Origin of the sequence: Synechococcus sp. Cruz CV12-2-Slac-r (assembly GCF_024346075.1) — a bacterium.
In the GTDB taxonomy this organism is placed as follows: Bacteria; Cyanobacteriota; Cyanobacteriia; order PCC-6307; family Cyanobiaceae; genus Synechococcus_D.
Genome location: NZ_JAGQEK010000021.1, coordinates 1 through 17,636, shown reverse-complemented (window position 1 = coordinate 17,636; position 17,636 = coordinate 1). Strand labels below are relative to the sequence as shown.

The window sequence follows — 17,636 nt, the reverse complement described above, 5'->3', positions numbered from 1 at the left end:
ACAATCAAACCCAAAACCAACAACAACAGATATATGCAAAGCATCAACTGCTGGGCGCCTTGCGTGCTGCTGGATTTTTAGTGCAACGGGTGGAGCTAGAGCAAAGGATGCAAATTCCACTAGCGGCATTAGCAAGCAGCGAAAGCGCTAACAGCTGGGCAGAACATCCCAGCAGGGTAGATATTCACGGCAGTTGCCTTTGCCCGAGCTGCCAAATACCAACCCCTGGCGGCGAGATCAAACGCTGGGGATCTTGTTCACTTTGCTTAAGGCAAAATCGAAATTAAAATCAAGAAGTTGGCGAGCGGATAGGTTTTAATGCGTCGAAAGCGCGATCGATCACATCGGTGAGCAAGGTAATTACCCGCTTTTCTCTAAGAACGAGATTAGCGCTCAAAGTTTCACCGGATTTAAGGGAATAAGAACGGCCATTTTTCTTGAGCTGTTGTTGTTCTAATTTAATGATTACTGGAAATCTAGGCTGGGGATTTTGTTCGTCTGGCGGCAACGAATCTGTTGATATCCGTTTAACAGTGCCTTTAATAGAACCAAATTCTGTAAATGGATAGGAATCAAGCCTCACTTCAGATAGCTGACCAACTTTTACAAAGCCAATATCCTTACTTGTAACATATATTTTTGCTTGCAATTTATCAACGGGAACAATCTTCAAAACCGGTTCATTTGGCGCCACTACATAACCCCTACTTGTGGGGGTAAGATCAAACACTTTACCGCGCACAGGAGAACGCAGCAATTCGGTTTGCAGTTGTTCTTTCACTTCAACCTTTTGACGTTCCAGATCAGATAGCTGGCGATCACTTTCTTTACGTTGCTTAAGAAGCTCGGAACTAACTTCATTTAATTCAGCATCAGTTTGACGAATAGCAGCTTCCGTTTGAGCAATTTGAGAGCGCATTTGCTGCCCCTTATCCTTCTCCTGCATGTATTGAACTAAACCCATTCCACCCTGCTTTGTGAGAATCTCAAGCCGCTGCAAGATATCCTCCTGATTAGTTAGAGAAAGCCGTTCGCTATCTCGTTTCGAAATCAAACTTTGTCGTTTAGCTATCAGATTGTCCCTTCTAGCCTCACTGGAATTTGCCTGTTCATTAATCCTCTGACGCTCGAGGCCAAGCTGCCTATTTACATTGATCTTTTGTGCAACTGAATTATCAGTATCAAAGCGGATCAATGGTTGGCCCGGCTCCACCAATTGACCTTCTTTAACAAAAATTTCTTCAACAACAGCAGTTTGAAAGGCCTTGATTGGCTTAACCGCCCCGGCTGGTTCTAAATCACCTTGAGCAACAACAACCTCATCAATCTTTGCTAGTAAAGCAAAAACAAAGGCGAAGCTCGCTGTGCCAATCAAAGCCCAAATAACCGCCTTACTCCAGCGCGGTGAAGGCCTTAAACGAATTTCCTGAAGATCAGATGGATCGCGGCGTACTAAATTACTCATACCAATGCAGCCTCCTGTTGACGGAATAGGGTGGCATATCGCCCCCCAATGGCCATCAAATCAGCGTGGGGGCCCTGCTCAACTAAGGCCCCATTATGAAGTACTAAAATATGATCTGCATGACGAAGATTGCCCAAGCGATGGGTAATAAATAAAACGGTACGCCCCCTGTAGGCAGCGCCTAAATTGCGGGTTAATTGTTGCTCTGTATCAACATCAAGAGCGCTGGTGGCTTCATCAAGAACTAGCAAACGGGGCTGCTTGAGTATCATCCGAGCAATGGCTAAACGTTGTCTTTGCCCCCCTGAAAGCCCCGAGCCTCTCTCACCAACCGAGCTGCTATAGCCGGCTGGTAGTTGCTGAATAAAATCGTGAGCACAGGCAACTTTTGCTGCTTCTATTATCTCTTCGAAATCAGCATCTGGGCGGGTAAGCGCGATATTTTCCTGGATTGTGCCATCAAATAACAGGCTATCCTGCGGCACAACTCCTATTTGGCGGCGCAGGGAATATAAATCTACTTTTGAAATATCATTACCATCTAAGCGAATCGTTCCATCTAGAGGGTCGTAGAGCCTTGTTAGCAACTTAAGCAAGGTACTTTTACCAGATCCGCTACTGCCAACAATGCCAACAAAACTACCTGAAGGGATACTAAAATCAACATTTAGTAATTGCAATTGCCCACTACTAGCGAAACGAAAATTCACCCTTTCGTAGCTAATCGCACCGCTTATAGGGGGAAGAGGGGGCAGGTTTTCTCCGGCGATTTCAATCTCTTGAGGATGATCAACAATGTCGGAAAGTCTTTCAAGAGAAAGGGCGGTTTCTTGGAAGTTTTGCCATAATGTTGCAAGCCTAAGCAAAGGACTTGTTACGTATCCAGATAATATTCTAAATGCAATCAATTGACCTAAAGTTAGCTTGCCTTGCAATACCAACCCCGCTCCAACCCATAAAACAAGTAAGCCTGATAGTTGCTCGAGAAAATGAGATGCAGATCCAGCGGCAGTGCTGGTAATCGTATTGCGGAAACCAGCCGCTATTTGACCTCCATATAGTTGCTGCCAACGCCAACGGCTGTGTAATTCCATCCCCTGGCCCTTAACAGTTTCCATACCACCAAGTGTTTCAACCAAGTGGCTCTGCACCTGGGCATTGGATTCCGCCTGTTCTCGCAACTGCCTGCGAATAACCGGTGCGGCAGCTGCCGTTAAACCAATAAAAAATGGAATAACCCCCAACGCCCAAAGAGTAAGTATTGGGCTATATAGCAACATCACCGCGATATATATAACTGAAAAAACTGAATCAAGCACCACAGTTAATGCAGTACCGGTAAGAAAACGCCGAATTTTTTCTAATTCATTCACCCTGCTGGATACCTCTCCCACAGGGCGTTTAGAAAAATAGCTAAGTGGCAATCTGAGCAAGTGATCAATAATTGTAGAGCCAAGTGAAATATCAATTCTATTTGTAGTGTCGCTAAATAAATATGTTCGTAAAGAACCCAAAATCGCTTCCGCTACGGCCATGGCAACCAAAAGAGAACCTAAAACATTAAGGCTCTTTAAATTTCCCTGAGCGATTACCGCATCTATTATTTGTTGAATTAACAATGGATTCAACAAAGCGAATAACTGCACAAAAAAGCTTGCTATCAACACCTGAATCAGGATGCCGCGATGCTGCTGAATTGCTGGCAGGAACCAAGACAATCCAAATCTTTCCCTAGGGGTGGTATTAGCGCGCTCGAGGGAAAGAATAGCTAAATTTCCTTTCTCATCTAAAAGCGATTCAACATCAGCCATAGTTAATTTCCTCTGGCTCGAGCGAGGATCACCAATAATCAAGCCGCTAGCATCGGCCTGCCAAATAACAACCGGATGACCATTATCAATTGCAACAGCTGGCACCGGCAACCTTGCCACTGATTTAATAGGTACTTCCAAAAGCGAGGCACGCAAGCCAAGCAAATCTGCAACTGCTGCAAGTTGCATTATTCCAATCCCCTTACCTTCAGCTCTTTGCAATTGATCTTCCAAGATTCTACGAATCACATCCCTACGGAATGGAAGATCAAAATTGCGAGATAACATTCGCAGCACAGCAAACGCTTCTTCCAGTTCTCCTTGGCCGCTGAGATGTGGGAAACTGCCATCATCTCCGATGCGGCCATACCAATCCTGCAGGGCCTCCATCTGGTTTAGTTGGGGCACCAGCTCGCTGCCCTCGATCCATTCGGGCTCCAATACCTCAACATTCACATCAACTGCTACAGCAACCGCTTCTGCCGAAAGTTGAGCTGGGCTTGAAATACTTGGAGCCACAGCTGGTTTTGGGATTAAACGGATGGGCAAACGACCCTGCCGTGCAAGCACCAACCCCGCCGGAATATCTTCACCCACCTCATGCCCAGCAACACAACCAGTGCTTAAAAGCCAATGGCCCTCTGGCACCGCTTCCTGCTCGCCAAGCAAGGTAATTGCGGGAGTTGCAGCTGCATTTGCAGCCCAATCGCGCAACACACGGCCCCTGGGCAGATCTGCAATTTTGGAAGCAGAAAGCACTGCGTAGCGTTCAGGTAAGCCGCCATCTTTGAAAAAATCTCGCAATTCTTGGTGCCTTGATGCCAATTCAAGGAATGCTGCCGCCGGCAACAGCCAACCCTTTGAAACCATGGAAGCTGCAAGAACTTGGCCCGAATCGCCTCGAAGTAAAGGCAGCCAGCCAGCTATTGAACCAGAAGAAAGCAGTTCAAGCGTAAAAGTTTCGCCCCTTTGATCCTGGGCAAGCAAACGCAGTTGCCCCTCAACAAGGATCAGAATCCCAGGAGGTAACTCATCAAACCCATGCAAACGGGCCCCAGGTTTTAAAACCAAAGGCTTCAATAATGAGGCGGTTTGGGCCTGATCAACAGGTGAAAGCCCATTAAAAGGCTTCGTTGAAGCCAGGAGATCTAAGGCAGCTGTAATCGACATCTGGGCTCAGCTGGCCTTTAATTCACTTGCTCATTATGAGCGGCAAGAACCTGATTCAGCTCATTTCTTAGCCAGTCATCTCCCTGTTCAATAACTAAACGCTGCTTCAAAGCCTGATCAAGCTGAGCTCCTTTGCGCTTTTCTAGGCGCACAATGATCCACCAACCCTCCAGTTGTTTTGGCGGCCAGAGCTGCCCCTCTTGGCTAATTTCAAGCAACTTGGCAAGGGCTGGATGGGGAGTTGAAAGGGGCACTGGGCCAATTTTGCCGCCACTGCGTTGTTCCGGGCCCTCTGAGTATTGGGCCGCAAGATCCTCAAAAGCCACTTCCTGCTCCTGCAATTGCTGGTGCAATTCCGCTGCTAATTCGCCGTCACGCAAGCGCAGTAGCGAATAGGTAACTTCATCAAACTCAGCTTTACGGCGCAGATATTCATGCTCAACAGTTGTTGCATAGCGCTGCTCACACCACTTGCGCCAGCGCACAGGCAGCTGGGCCATGGCCTCAAGCTCCGCTCCGCTTAGGCCCCGCAATTGCAGCCAAGCCTGCAATTGCTGCTGATCTTGCACTTGGATCTGTTGGCAAAAAACCTGCAAAGCCTGTTGAGTTTCCTCAGCTGATGGTTTTTCTATTTGAAGCACCGCCTGTTCCATCAAGCGATGGCGCCAGGCAGGTTCAAGTAATCCGGCTCGGGCAAGGTCTTGATTACTGAAATCCATGGCCAAAACGATGCAGGCTCAACTTGCTCCCATTCATAGCTGGTTAATAGCGCTCAGGGTTTTGTAACTGCCAAGTTGATGCCACTCCTGCAGCTGCCAAGCGTTTGGCCTCTTCATATGCCGCATGGCGCGGCACCCGCCAAAGCGCATAAATGCCTTCAGCTGCAAGTTTTTGATGGGGTAATCGCTGCCAAAAATATTGCTTTGCTGTGGTGCGATCGATCACCAGTAAAAAATTGATTGCTAAATCTTGCTGCGAGGTGGGCCTAAGCCTTTCGCCAAGATTGCGCAAGCCTGAGGCGGGCCTACCTTCATAAACAACTACTTTTTTTGTGTAGTAGTGGAGTGATGGCTTATTAATACCTGCCATAGCAAGCGCCTCGCCGGGGCGTATGTGCTGAAGCACTAAAGCCGCCACATAACGCACAGGCCGTTGCCGTATTTGATCTATTAACTCCGCCGTTGGCACCAATCCCAGCAGCGGCCACACCACTAAGGGCAGCTGAAAAGCCAATAGCCAGGGAATCCTTTTTAGTTGCCAAATCTGGCTAATTACCCCAAACAGCGCGGCAGCAAGGAAACAAATTCCACTGCGCTGCACAGCACCATTAAGCAAAAGCTGAGAGCTCAGCCCTGGCATTTCCGGATCATTGATCAATGGCAACCAAATCGGAGCCATTAAAAAGCCAATCCCTAGCAGCGCAGCAAGCGACACTGAAAACCAGCGGGCAACATTAAGAAGCTGCCTTGATCCGCAAGCCAAACCAATCAATAGGGCCATTGCTGGCAGGCCGGGCAAAATGTAGCTGGCAAGTTTTGTTGCTGAAAAACTGAACAACAACATCACCCCCAGTAACCAGCAACAAGCAAAACGTCCCAAGCTGCCCTCTGTTGGGCGGGGCTTTTGAAAAGCGCGCAACTCTTGATGAATTCCCAGCAGTAACAGCGGTGTGGCCGGCAAGCTTGCAATTAGCAATACCGCTAGAAAAAACCACCAAGGGCCCGAGTGGTGATTCACCACCTGGCTAAAGCGTTGAAAATTGTGATAGCCAAAAAAACTATCAAGAAAAGGTTTCCCCTCTCGCCACAATTCCAAGCTGTACCAAGGTGCTGCCACCGCCACACTCACAAGTAAGCCGCGGCCAGGGGCTAATAAACGGATTAAGCGGGCAAAATCGCGCTGCCACAGGCCAAATAAACCAAGGCAACTCGCAGCTATCAGCAATGCCACCGGACCTTTAGTGAGGATTGCAAGCCCCAGAAAAATCCAGCTGCCCCATGGCCGCAGCCGTGATCCACTGGCGTAAGTGCGCCAAAATCCAAGCAAAGCAAAAGCAAGGCAGGCCGTGAGCAAGGGATCACTCACAGCAACGCGGCCCCAGAGCAACACCAATGGCGACAGGCCAAAAGCCAGTGCAGCGCTGAGCGCCCTGCTGTAACTGGGCTGCGGCTCCAGCTTCAACATGGTTACCACTAAAGCCAGCATCACGGCCAGCATTGCCAAGGCAGAAGGCAGATTTGCAGCCAAACTGCCAAGGGGATCCCAATGGCGAGGCAGCAGGCTCAAGCCACCGATCAACCAATAAATCAATACGGGTTTATCGAAACGGGGATGGCCATTCACCCTTGGGGTGAGCCAGTCGCCGGTATCGGCCATTGCCCGCCCTGCTGCTGCAAATAAGGCAGGCGTTTCATCTAGCTGCCCAACAGCCCCAAGCCGCCACAAAAAAATCAGCCCCCCAAGGAAGGTTGTTACCCCCAACAGCCAGGCGAGCCGGTGGGATTGCTTCACTGCTTGCCAACTAAAAATCTTTAGGCAGCCTATGCCTCGCAGGTAGTTGCATCAACCAATTCGCAATCAACTCCTAAACGCTTCAGGGCTTGCTCAAGCAGCCGCCCCGGCACTTGGTATAGGGGCGCTGTGCGCTGTGCGCCATGTTCTAAATCCACATATTTGGCCATATCACCAGGAACAGAACCCAAATATCGAGCCAGCGCTATTTGCACCTCAAAAATGGGGGCATTAGGGCGCAAACTTCGTAATTCAAGGCACCAGCAGCGTTTTTTTAAATTGCCTGCTTCCACTTGGCGTAGAGCCGCCAAGCTGGCCAATACAACCAAGCGATCACCCAGCTGCAACACCCTTTCCGGATTTGGTAACGCAATTGGTTTGATCGCCCCATAACCAATCAATACAAGGGGTATGAGGCCATAGCCACCTGCCACGGTGCCAAGGCTGAGGCCCTGCAAGGTGTCGCTTGAATTCACCTTGTAATCAGTAATCAGCAAGTTTTCCTCCGCCAATCGCAACACCCCCCGCACTCTTTCCCCTAAAGCTGTTGCCACCACTGCATCTGCTGCCACTTCAAGGGGATTTATCACCTGCATTCCTTCAAACAAAGCATTGAAATTGCTTGATTGGGAGAGGGAATGGGAACGCACTGCCAAACGCACCCCAGGCCAGCGTTGCTGCAACTCAAGGGCAACGCTCAAATTTGCCATCAGATCTTCTGAAAGCACACCCACCGCTTGACAGCGGCAATGACGCAGGCTCCTCAAAGCTCGATCCAAACTGGGATAAGCCAAAGATTCCGGTTTGTTTTCCTGCACCCGCACCACTTGAAACTTTTGCAGCCGCAGTTGTTGCTCAAGGCGAGCCGCCAAAGGGCCACCATCCAAAAGCAACACATAGGGGGTGCCCGCAACCATTGGTTTTGGTTCCTGGTTGCCAATGCGAGCTGCCAATAGGCGATCAAGAATCAAAGCCACCAGCCATGCGGTGAGCAAGGTGCCCCCTAGGGCGTAGATCAAAGCAAGGGCTGCCAGGGGAAAATGTGCAGGACTCAACTCATTATTAGAGCCACTAATAATAAAACTAAAGGCATCTAAATATTCACCTTTTAATAGTGCCAAAGTGAGCATTAGCCCCCGCAAAGGGGAAGCATTGCCAAATAAAAAGCTGCCCACAAATAAAAGCAGTAATAGGCTCAATAAACCCCAACTAAGTAGTGAATTGCGTCGATCTTTAAGCCGTTCAGTTGCCTCTTGGCAAGATTCAAATAGCAGTCGAAATCGAGCCCACAAAACTGCCCACTGGCCGCGGTGAGCACGGGGGCGGGTTTCCAAGGTGCTCGCTAATTCCAACCAAAGCAATCGATCGCCAGCTGCTGGTTTTGCATCCAGATTCCACCAACCACTGGCGGGGGGGCCACCTGGGGCGCCATCTATTGGGAACCACTGCACCAGGCGCTGTAAGCGGCTCAACTGATCAAATAAGTCGCGGCTAGCAGCTTGTTGTTGCAAGGTGCTTCTCACTACAAATAATTCGCCTTCCACGTCAAATGCAGCTTCAGTGCCATCTGGCCTTAGGGCGTTGGCAAAAATCCCCGCAGTGAGCAGCTGTGGATCCACAATTGCTAAACCTGGCAAGCGATCTTGTAATTGCCGCTCCAAACTGCTGCTGCCTCCACTTGAGCGCACCACCAATTGGACTTTGGGGTTTAACAGGCGCACCTGTAGTGCGGCCTCAAGATTCACTCCGCTGTCTTGGCTGAGCAGTAGAACGGCCCTAGCGGAAACAACCCCCGCCTCAATCAATACCTCTGGGTTACGCATATCACCAAGCAAGGTGACATCTACCAAGCGCTTGCCTTGAGCTAGATCAACCCATTTCGGCGGTTCACGATCGATACAACGGATTGGCAGGTTAAAAGCCAGCAAGCTGCTCAAGCAAGCCTGGCCAAGCCCGCCAAGGCCGCAAACAACGATGCCATCAGGGGCTGTTAAAGCAGGCTGAGAAGATGGCATTACTGAGCGGGTTGCATCAACCAATTTTCAAGCCGTGAAGCGAAGGCCTCCAGGCTGAAGCGCTCTTTTGCTTTTTCTCTACAGCCATAGCGATCAATGCACAAAAGCTGAGGAAGTGCTGCCGCCATGGCGGCGATGTTGTCTGGATCCACTAGCACCCCACTAACGCCTGGATCAATCAATTCAGCCGGCCCGCCGCGGCGGTAGGCCAGCACCGGCACGCCGCAGGCCATAGCCTCCACCACAACATTGCCAAAGGCTTCATTCCACTTCGGTGTGTTGAGCAGAGCAGCACATTCACCTAATTCGGCCTGAAACTGATTTGTTGCTAGAAACCCACGCCACTGCAGGGTGCCTTTTGGCACGGTTGCTTCTACGGCAGCCGCATATTGAAGATCTTCTTTTAAACCCCACACTGCTAGTGGCCAACCCCAGCGCAAAGCAACTTGGGCTGCATCCTCCAGACCTTTTTCAGGAGCGATCCTGCCTGCCCAACCCAAAAGCTGCTGGGGGTGCGCCCGATATTGGTATTGGTTGAAATCAAATCCATTAGCCAGCAGCAGCGGCGGATTTGGCAGTTGAAAATCTGCCGCTTGGGCCGCAGTGTGGAAAGCAACGCGCTGGGGATAAAGAGTTGCTGTGGCAGAAATCACTTGATCCATGGCCTCTCCAACACTGCCCATGCTGATGAGATGAAAGAGGGGTTTATGGAAATAAGGGGTGAGCCAAAGAGGCAACCAGTCGTAGCCGAGGTTGAGCAGCACATCAAAAGCTTCCTGTTCCCCCAGCGCCCGCTGCCAAAAGCGAGCAAGCAAAGAATCGGCTGGGATTTGCACAGGGGACTCTCGCTTTTGGTGTTGCCAACTGGCTTGGGGCACCCCAGGTTCGAGCCAAAGTTGATCTACTAAGCCGGCCTCTAATTCACTACCAACTGCGGCCACCAAAGCCAAATAATGACCTCGCGCCTTTAAGGCACTCAAAATTGCCATCAGAGTTAGTTCTACCCCTCCCCCTAAGCCCATACCCAATGGGCCCATGGGGGTACTAACCAGCAAAATTTTCATTGGGCGCGTTCCAATTCAGCCGCCCATAAAGTTCGGCGCTGATTGATCAGCAACACCGAAACTAAAGCGAGGGCCACTCCAAACCATTGCAACAAACTTAATTTTTCATCGAGCCAAAACACACCGCTAGCAAGGGCGAATACAGGGGTTAAAAATGTTAATGAGGTAAACCCCGTTAGGTCGCCCTGGTTGGCGAACAAAAAAAACAAGCCGTAAGCCAAAGCGCTGCCAAACAAACTTGCATAGGCCATTAAGCCCCATTCAGATAGCTGCAGGTGGGGAATGCGCCGTAAAGGATCTGAAAGAGGCCCGATAAGGCTTAGTCCCATTAGTGGCAATCCGCCAAGCAAGAGGTGCCACCCCGTTACCGCAAGGGGGTCGCTATGGCGACAGGCCCAGCGGCAAAGCAAAGTGCCCACCGCCATCGAAGCTGCTGCAAGCAGCATCAGCAGCTCACCCCGTTGAGCTAAACCTGCACCAAGCACTGGAGGGCCCTCAAGCCACCAATGCTGCAGCACACCAGCTGGCACGCCAAGGCAAGCAATACCGCCCAATCCCAACAGCAATCCCACCCAGCCCACTGGGTTTATCAGTTCTCCAAGAGCAAAGCGAGCTAATAAAGCCACCATCAACGGTTGCGAATCGATCAGCACCGAACCGATACCAGCACCAACTTCTTGTAAACCCTCTGCCAAAAAACCTTGAAAAAGGGCAGCGTCTACCAGCACAAATAAAAAGAACCAGCCCCTATCCCTGCTATCAACACCTAGCGGACGCTTGAGTAAAGCAGCAGCGCCAAGAATAATTAAGCCAGCCGGCATCAGCCGCAACCAGGCCAATTCAAGAGGGGCAAGGGGCACCAAGAGGGGCTTCATTGCCGCCATAGCCGTTCCCCAAAGGGCGAAGGGGAGCACCATGGCAAACCATCGCAACCAACGGGGCACTGCAACTAAATAGCAAGCTTGAGCCTAAAGACCCAGGGCTGCATAGGATCCGCCAATAATCTCAATGAGTGCGGCCCCATGCCTTGGCCCCTGCGTCGTTTTCGTCGCAAACGTATTGCTCGCATCTGCCTTGAGGGGCCGATTGCTGGCGCCGCCCGCACCAGGGTTTTAAAAGCTTTGTTACAGGTGGAAGAACAAAAGTTTCCTGTGCTGCTGCTGCGCATTGATAGCCCTGGAGGCACTGTTGGCGATAGCCAAGAGATTCACCAAGCCCTGATGCGCCTGCGGGAAAGTGGCTGCCAAGTGGTGGCTAGCTACGGCAATATTTCCGCCTCTGGCGGTGTTTATGTGGGTAGCGCCGCCAATCGGGTGGTGGCAAATGCAGGCACCATCACTGGATCCATCGGTGTGATTTTGCGTGGCAACAATCTTGAGAAGCTGCTGAAACGTATCGGCGTGCGTTTTGAAACGGTGAAAAGCGGCGAATTTAAAGACATCCTTTCTCCCGATAAACCGCTTTCAGAAGCGGAGCGAGAAATTTTGCAAGCCCTGATAAACAGCAGCTACGGCCAATTTGTGCAAGCGGTGGCAACGGGCCGCGGCCTTAGTGAAGAAAGCGTCCGTGCCTTCGCTGATGGCCGTGTTTTTAGCGGCGCCCAGGCCCTGGAATTGGGCTTGGTGGATTTACTCGGCGACGAAGAAACAGCTCGCCTTGAGGCCGCTCGCCTAGCGGGGCTTGATCCCAAACACAGCCGGCCGGTTACTTTGGGGCGCCAAAAGCAGGGATTTTTTCAACGGCTGCGCCAACAATTTCAATTAGAGCTTGGCCTGGGGGGACAACCGCTCTGGCTCTACAGGCCATGAACAATTCAGGCATGAGATTGCGAGCTCTGCGGGGCGCCACCACCGCAACAGCTAACACTGCAGCTGCGATGGAAGAGGCCGTTGCTGAACTGATAGAAGTTTTGATGCACCGCAACAACCTCAAAGGGCCGGAGGTGTTTACAGCAATATTTTCAGTAACCAGTGATCTGAATGCCCTCTTCCCTGCCGCTATCGCAAGGCGAAGCGAGGGATGGGAAGGGGTGGCATTGCTTGATTGCCAGCAGATGGCTGTAGTTGGAGATCTACCTCGTTGCATCCGCGTAATGCTGCAGGCCTGGTTGCCGATGCAGCAAGAAGAGCAACATGTTTACCTGCGCGACAGCCAAAAGTTAAGGCCAGACAGATCTTGTAATCACTGACAGCTCAGGGGCCGGCCTAGGGGAGCCCTTAAGGAGAAGCGCGATTATGAGAATAAATAAACATACGAAAAAGCTATGGCTGAATCATCGCGTCGTTTGGGTTTTATTGCTGCTGCGGGCTTAATTACAGCAGCTGGTTTTGGTTTGGCTGCCCATCAAACAGCAAAAGCACAAGGTTCGGTTGGAACCCCATCAATTTTGGAATTTCGCTGGGATGGCAATAAAGACTTTAAGAAGCTCTACTACTATGTATCTAATACCGAACGCACTCAGTGGGGTGAATACTTTTTAGTTCTACGGGCAAAAGACCGTAAAGCTGCAATATTAAAATTATCAATTACAATACCTAGCTATTTCAATACAAACATTGATCCCAAGGAAGTTAAACTCAAATATTGCAGTGCTGGTGGCTACGCCAAACGCACAAAATGCGAAGAAACTATCCCCGCTGATATTCAGCTCACAGACAATGGCAAACGCATCGATATCTTCCCCACAACCCCTGTGCCACCAGACAAATCTATAGCGGTTGTATTTAACGTTTCCAACCCTGTAAACGGGGGAATGTTCCAATTTAATGCCTTAGCTCAAGCCCCTGGAGATATTCCAATGGCGGGCTATTTGGGCAGCTGGGTTATCGAACTTACTAACTAAGCCAGCAGGCTGCTAAATTTGTATATCGGCCTATAGCCCAGTTTAGTTTCATGACCAAGCGCACCCTTGAAGGAACCAGCCGCAAACGCAAACGCGTATCGGGGTTCCGAGTGCGCATGCGCACCCATACAGGCCGTCGCCTCATCCGCACTCGCCGCAAGCGGGGCCGCGCTCGTTTATCGGTGTAATTCCCATTTGTAACCCTGGTGGTTCTTCCGCAAAGGCATCGCCTCAGGGGCAAAAGACTTTTTGATTATCTATATCAAAAAAGTAGGCGTTACCACGGCGGCTCTTTATTAGTGCTGAGAGTTGCTGCGGCAAACCCGCTGCTGCTGCGCTCGAGCGAACAAGCAGCCACAAGTGAATTTCGCCTTGCTGTTGTGATTAGCAGCAAGGTTAGTAAGCGAGCTGTGGTGCGTAATCGCCTCAGAAGGCAGTTTCATCAGGCTTTTGTTGATATGTGTAAGAACTGGGAAAACCCAGACCACCCCTGCCTGCAGCCGCAAAGCTGGCTTCTTTTAAGCCTTAAACCGGAAGCCGGCAACGCCAGTTGCAACGATCTACTGAGAGAATGGCAAGCAGTGTTACATCAGGCAGGTTTTTTGGATGACAACTGCACCTCCCATCACCCTGCAGGAAGAAGTGTTTTATGAGGGCGGCCCCGCCAAAGGTGATTTGATCATGAATTTGATTTTTGGTTTCACCTTGATCGGCCTCCCCTTCGCCGTTGGGGCAATCGTGAGGGCCCTATGGCTACGGTTTCGAATCACCAACCGGCGTGTATCCGTAACCGGTGGTTGGTTAGGTCGCGATCGCAGCCAGGTGGTTTACAACCAGATCAAAGAAGTTCGAGTTGTGCCAAGGGGCTTGGGAGCTTGGGGCGACATGTGCTTATTACTTAAAGATGGGGCACGGCTGGAAATGCGCGGGGTGCCTAGGTTTCGTGAGCTTGAAACCTTCATCAAAGAACGCATGGATACCCCAAGCCGTAGCAGCACACCCCCCAGTGGCTTTGCTGTTGCCAGTTAAAGCTGAGCTGCTCTTGAGGCACACTCACATCAAATACCTTCCCCCTGCACCTCCTTCCCTGTGATCGGCTACATCTCCGACAACCTGCTGTTACCAATCCTCGATTTCTTTTACGGACTGGTGCCCAGCTACGGCTTGGCGATCATTGCCCTCACGGTTGTGATCCGGCTTGCCCTGTTTCCCCTTAGTGCTGGCTCAATTCGAAACGCCCGCCGCATGCGCATTGCCCAACCGGTAATGCAGAAACGTCAGGCCGATATCAGATCCAAATTTGCCAATAATCCCCAAAAGCAACAGGAGGAATTAGGCAAAGTAATGAAGGAATTTGGCAGCCCCCTGGCGGGTTGCTTGCCGCTTGTGGTGCAGATGCCAATTCTATTTGCGCTGTTTGCCACCTTGAGGGGATCACCTTTTGCAGATGTGCCTTACACCTTCAACGTGAAGGTGGTGCCTGCTGATTTAGTGGCGGCGGTAGAAGCAAAACCATTTACAAGCGCAAGCCATTCAATCTTTATCAACGAAACAAACCACATCCCTGTTGTAGCTGCATTACCAGGCGGAAATCGGCTTGGTGTGGGAGAACAAGCCAAGGTTTTACTGCAAACCAAAGATGGCAGCGAAAGCCTTGAGGCAGTGGAAGAGCGGCTCACCCCCACAATCGACATGAGCCCCCAGTGGAATATCACCAAGGGTGAAGGGGTGGTTTCTATTGCTTCAAACGGCACAGTTACAGCCCTAACGCCTGGAGATGCCACCGTTGAAGTGAAGATCCCAGGATTGGCTGCCCGCAGTGGTTTCTTATTTATTAAGGCCTTGGGTCAGGTGGGAATTCGCACAGATGGCCAGGTGAATTGGGATATTGCAGGTTTAGTTGCAGGGTTTGGCATCAGCCTTTTTGTATCTCAAATCCTTTCTGGCTGGGGGATGCCAGCCAATCCGCAACAGGCAACCGCCAACAAGATCACCCCAGTGATGATCACCGGCATGTTTCTGTTTTTCCCTTTGCCAGCTGGGGTTTTGCTCTACATGGTGATCGCCAATATTTTCCAGGCCTTCCAAACATTTGTGCTCATACGTGAACCGCTACCAGAAAACCTTCAGGCAATTCTTGATCAGCAGATGACGCAGCAAACGGTTACCGCCAGTGCAACTGCTATTTCTTCTGAACGGATGCCATTTGAACCAAAAGGCAAGCGCTGATGAAGCCGATCCCACTGCGGGAGCTGCGATTACTTGGGGAAGCGAAACGTTTTCAGATAAATCAGCCCCTAGCTAAACTTCCCAGCTTGGGGCCAGTAAAAGGTTGGCTTGAGCTGCATCACAGAGGCGTAGCACTTGAGGTAAACGGTGCCGCTTCAACCCAAGTGGAACTTTGCTGCGATCGCTGTTTGAACGCTTTTAGCTATCAGTTGAAAGCTAAAGCGAATGAACTTATCGCGATTACAGCTAGCGCCTCAGTTGCGCCTGAAACGGAATTAATCGGCAGCTTGGATACTGCGGTGGAAAGCCTCAACCCTGAAGCTGATTTTGATTGGGAGCATTGGTTATTTGAACAATTAAGCCTGCAATTGCCCCTTAAACGTCTATGTGATGCCAACTGCATCGGCATCATGCCGCCTGAAGTGATCCCTGAAGCAGCAAAAGTGCTGCTTGATCCCCGCTGGGCAGCATTAGAGGCCTTAACAAAACAGCCATGAGCGCCTGGATCGCTCAGTTGGATCTGTTAATCCGCAGCCGCACCCCGATCCTTTGGATTCGGCAGCAGGAAGAGGAAAGGCTGCTGCGTTTAATGCAACAGGTGGCCCAAAACCTCGGGCAAAGACCACTACTGCGCTGGGATTTTGTTGCTGGATTGCAGGGATTACCAAACCACCAAGGGGCCGCTGCGCGCCAACCACTAGCCGCTCTAGACAGCCTTGATCTATTGCCAACAGATAGTGCTGGTATTTTGCTTCTGCTGGATTTTCATCGTTTTGTAGACGACAGCGCCATCTGCCGGCGGCTGCGCAACCTTGCGGTGGAACTGTGCAAGCAACCTCGCACCCTGATCATTGCCGCCCCTGATCTACAGCTGCCCAGGGAATTGGAATCAACCGTAACGGTGCTGGAGCTGCCCTTACCTGATGCCAATGAAATCAACGCCCTATTGGGGGGGATTGGAGTGGCGGCTGGCAGCCCCCTAGAGCCTCAAGCCCTTGAACTCTTGGTGCGCAGCTGCCGCGGTTTACCCGAACAACGCATCCGCCAGCTAGCAGCTAGAGCGCTAGCTCGGCATGGCCGGTTAGATGCAGCCGATATAAGCGATGTATTGGAAGAAAAGCGCCTAGCCCTAGCCCGCAGCGATCTACTGGAATACTGCCCGGCTGATGCAGATCCAAGTGAAATCGGTGGTTTAGATCAACTCAAATTGTGGTTAGAGAGGCGCAGGCTTGCTTTTACGGCAGAAGCGCAAAGCTACGGGCTGCCAAACCCCAGAGGTGTGCTGCTGGTGGGGCCCCAAGGCACCGGTAAATCATTAACAGCAAAAGCAATTGCCCACAGCTGGGGGATGCCCTTGCTTCGCCTCGATCTCGGGCGCCTATTTGCTGGCTTGGTGGGGGCTAGTGAAGCCCGCAGCCGCGACATGATCCGCACCGCTGAGGCCATGGCCCCTTGCATCCTGTGGATCGATGAAATCGATAAGGGTTTCAGTTTGGATGGCCGCAGCGATGGCGGCACCAGCCAAAGAGTATTAGCCACCTTGCTTACTTGGATGGCGGAAAAAAGCAGCCCTGTTTTTGTTGTGGCAACCGCCAATGCCATCGATAAGTTGCCTCCAGAGTTACTGCGTAAGGGGCGGTTTGATGAATTATTTGTATTGAGCTTGCCGGAACCGGAGGAAAGGCGTCAAATCCTCAACCTGCACTTGCGCAGACGCAGGCCCCAACACTGCATCCCCCTAGACACCTTGGTTGATCGCTGCGCTGGCTTTTCAGGCGCAGAACTGGAGCAAGTGGTGCTTGAGGCAATGCTTGTGGCCTTCAGCGAAGCTCGGGAATTTGGCGAAGCTGATCTAATCAGTGCCGCTGCCGATCTGGTGCCCCTCAGCCGCACCGCCCGAGAACCACTGGAAAGACTGCAGCAATGGGCTCGGGAGGGTCGAGCTAGGCCCGCTTGTTAAGAAAAGATGAATATCAATACGTTGCGTTGAGTGAAGAAGCAGCGCTTTTGTCAAGCCCACATCGGCACTTCTGCCTACGGTTTAGCTATCGACCACTCCAGCAGGCCACGATGAAGTTGAACCTTCCCCCAAACCAAGCTGAACTCACCAATCAATTAGCAGTAGCTGCCCTTGGAGCAGCCGTTATCACCACTCTTGCGGTAGCCCAGGGTCAATCGCCACTTACAGCTCTTGGCATCACTGTTTTTTCCGCTGTTGCTGCAGTGGCTGTAGGTCAGGTGCTCTAAAGCCTTGAGCCTCAATTTGCGGCAACAAATGCCTGCATTAGCAGGTAAGCATTATTTCAATTACGGCGGCCAGGGCCCTCTCCCCAATACCTCCCTTGAGGCGATGGTGAGTTGTTGGCAAAAACTTCAGCAGCTTGGCCCTTTCGGCCGTGATGTGTGGCCTTGGCTAAACCTTGAGCTTTCAGCTTTACGCAAGGCCCTTAGCCTTTTATGTGGGGTAGCGCCACATCGCTTAGCTCTTACCGAAAACGTTAGTAGCGGCTGCGTTTTGCCCCTTTGGGG

At 51.2% G+C, this 17,636-nt stretch carries 17 protein-coding genes and 2 pseudogenes; 12 read left to right on the top strand and 7 right to left on the bottom strand.

Annotated elements, in window-relative coordinates:
* A pseudogene (locus tag KB557_RS03405) lies at positions 1-287 on the top strand (DUF721 domain-containing protein); the annotation flags it as partial.
* A 2-nt stretch (positions 288-289) separates the two neighbouring features.
* Here the strand turns inward: KB557_RS03405 and KB557_RS03400 are convergent.
* From KB557_RS03400 to KB557_RS03370, 7 genes are read right to left on the bottom strand one after another with little or no spacing between them, the layout of a single operon-like run.
* A complete protein-coding gene (locus tag KB557_RS03400; protein WP_255131401.1) occupies positions 290-1,465 on the bottom strand; it encodes an HlyD family efflux transporter periplasmic adaptor subunit in 1,176 nt (391 codons plus the stop codon).
* Positions 1,462-4,446, bottom strand: a complete 2,985-nt coding sequence (locus KB557_RS03395) for a peptidase domain-containing ABC transporter (protein ID WP_255131400.1) — start codon at positions 4,444-4,446, stop codon at positions 1,462-1,464. The genes KB557_RS03400 and KB557_RS03395 overlap by 4 nt, the downstream gene beginning before the upstream one ends.
* A 17-nt stretch (positions 4,447-4,463) precedes the next feature.
* Complete coding sequence (locus KB557_RS03390) at positions 4,464-5,165, bottom strand: peptidylprolyl isomerase (RefSeq protein ID WP_255131399.1); 702 nt, start codon at positions 5,163-5,165, stop codon at positions 4,464-4,466.
* Between the two features lie 43 nt (positions 5,166-5,208).
* Entirely contained in the window at positions 5,209-6,957 is a 1,749-nt protein-coding gene (locus tag KB557_RS03385; protein WP_255131398.1) for a glycosyltransferase family 39 protein, read from the bottom strand.
* A 29-nt stretch (positions 6,958-6,986) separates the two neighbouring features.
* On the bottom strand, positions 6,987-8,972 hold the full coding sequence (locus KB557_RS03380) for an NAD-binding protein (RefSeq protein ID WP_255131397.1): 1,986 nt from the start codon (positions 8,970-8,972) through the stop codon (positions 6,987-6,989).
* The gene (locus KB557_RS03375) at positions 8,972-10,036 is read right to left on the bottom strand and encodes a glycosyltransferase (RefSeq protein ID WP_255131396.1); all 1,065 of its coding nucleotides are present in this window, start codon (positions 10,034-10,036) and stop codon (positions 8,972-8,974) included. Before KB557_RS03375 ends, KB557_RS03380 begins: the two co-directional genes overlap by 1 nt.
* Positions 10,033-10,953 carry a DMT family transporter gene (locus KB557_RS03370; protein ID WP_255131395.1) on the bottom strand — a complete coding sequence of 307 codons (921 nt, stop codon included), beginning with the start codon at positions 10,951-10,953 and terminating at the stop codon, positions 10,033-10,035. The genes KB557_RS03375 and KB557_RS03370 overlap by 4 nt, the downstream gene beginning before the upstream one ends.
* Before the next feature lie 105 nt (positions 10,954-11,058).
* Between KB557_RS03370 and sppA the strand changes: the two genes are divergently transcribed.
* The 11 genes and pseudogenes from sppA to KB557_RS03315 all read left to right on the top strand — a co-directional run.
* The gene (gene sppA, locus KB557_RS03365) at positions 11,059-11,844 is read left to right on the top strand and encodes a signal peptide peptidase SppA (RefSeq protein WP_255131394.1); all 786 of its coding nucleotides are present in this window, start codon (positions 11,059-11,061) and stop codon (positions 11,842-11,844) included.
* Positions 11,841-12,224 carry a chorismate mutase gene (gene aroH, locus KB557_RS03360; RefSeq protein WP_255131393.1) on the top strand — a complete coding sequence of 128 codons (384 nt, stop codon included), beginning with the start codon at positions 11,841-11,843 and terminating at the stop codon, positions 12,222-12,224. The genes sppA and aroH overlap by 4 nt, the downstream gene beginning before the upstream one ends.
* A gap of 75 nt (positions 12,225-12,299) precedes the next feature.
* The gene (locus tag KB557_RS03355) at positions 12,300-12,878 is read left to right on the top strand and encodes a DUF2808 domain-containing protein (protein ID WP_255131392.1); all 579 of its coding nucleotides are present in this window, start codon (positions 12,300-12,302) and stop codon (positions 12,876-12,878) included.
* A gap of 50 nt (positions 12,879-12,928) precedes the next feature.
* The gene (gene rpmH, locus KB557_RS03350) at positions 12,929-13,066 is read left to right on the top strand and encodes a 50S ribosomal protein L34 (protein ID WP_255131391.1); all 138 of its coding nucleotides are present in this window, start codon (positions 12,929-12,931) and stop codon (positions 13,064-13,066) included.
* Between the two features lie 18 nt (positions 13,067-13,084).
* Positions 13,085-13,531 (top strand): ribonuclease P protein component, encoded by a 447-nt coding sequence (gene rnpA / locus KB557_RS03345; protein WP_255131390.1) that lies wholly within the window; start codon positions 13,085-13,087, stop codon positions 13,529-13,531.
* Positions 13,485-13,907 carry a PH domain-containing protein gene (locus KB557_RS03340; RefSeq protein WP_255131389.1) on the top strand — a complete coding sequence of 141 codons (423 nt, stop codon included), beginning with the start codon at positions 13,485-13,487 and terminating at the stop codon, positions 13,905-13,907. Before rnpA ends, KB557_RS03340 begins: the two co-directional genes overlap by 47 nt.
* A gap of 60 nt (positions 13,908-13,967) precedes the next feature.
* Entirely contained in the window at positions 13,968-15,107 is a 1,140-nt protein-coding gene (gene yidC / locus KB557_RS03335) for a membrane protein insertase YidC (protein WP_255131388.1), read from the top strand.
* A complete protein-coding gene (locus KB557_RS03330) occupies positions 15,107-15,604 on the top strand; it encodes a DUF177 domain-containing protein (RefSeq protein ID WP_255131387.1) in 498 nt (165 codons plus the stop codon). The genes yidC and KB557_RS03330 overlap by 1 nt, the downstream gene beginning before the upstream one ends.
* Positions 15,601-17,067, top strand: coding sequence for an AAA family ATPase (locus tag KB557_RS03325; protein ID WP_255131386.1), 1,467 nt, complete (start codon positions 15,601-15,603; stop codon positions 17,065-17,067). The genes KB557_RS03330 and KB557_RS03325 overlap by 4 nt, the downstream gene beginning before the upstream one ends.
* A gap of 116 nt (positions 17,068-17,183) precedes the next feature.
* On the top strand, positions 17,184-17,354 hold the full coding sequence (locus KB557_RS03320; RefSeq protein WP_255131385.1) for a hypothetical protein: 171 nt from the start codon (positions 17,184-17,186) through the stop codon (positions 17,352-17,354).
* Between the two features lie 28 nt (positions 17,355-17,382).
* A pseudogene (locus KB557_RS03315) lies at positions 17,383-17,636 on the top strand (cysteine lyase); the annotation flags it as partial.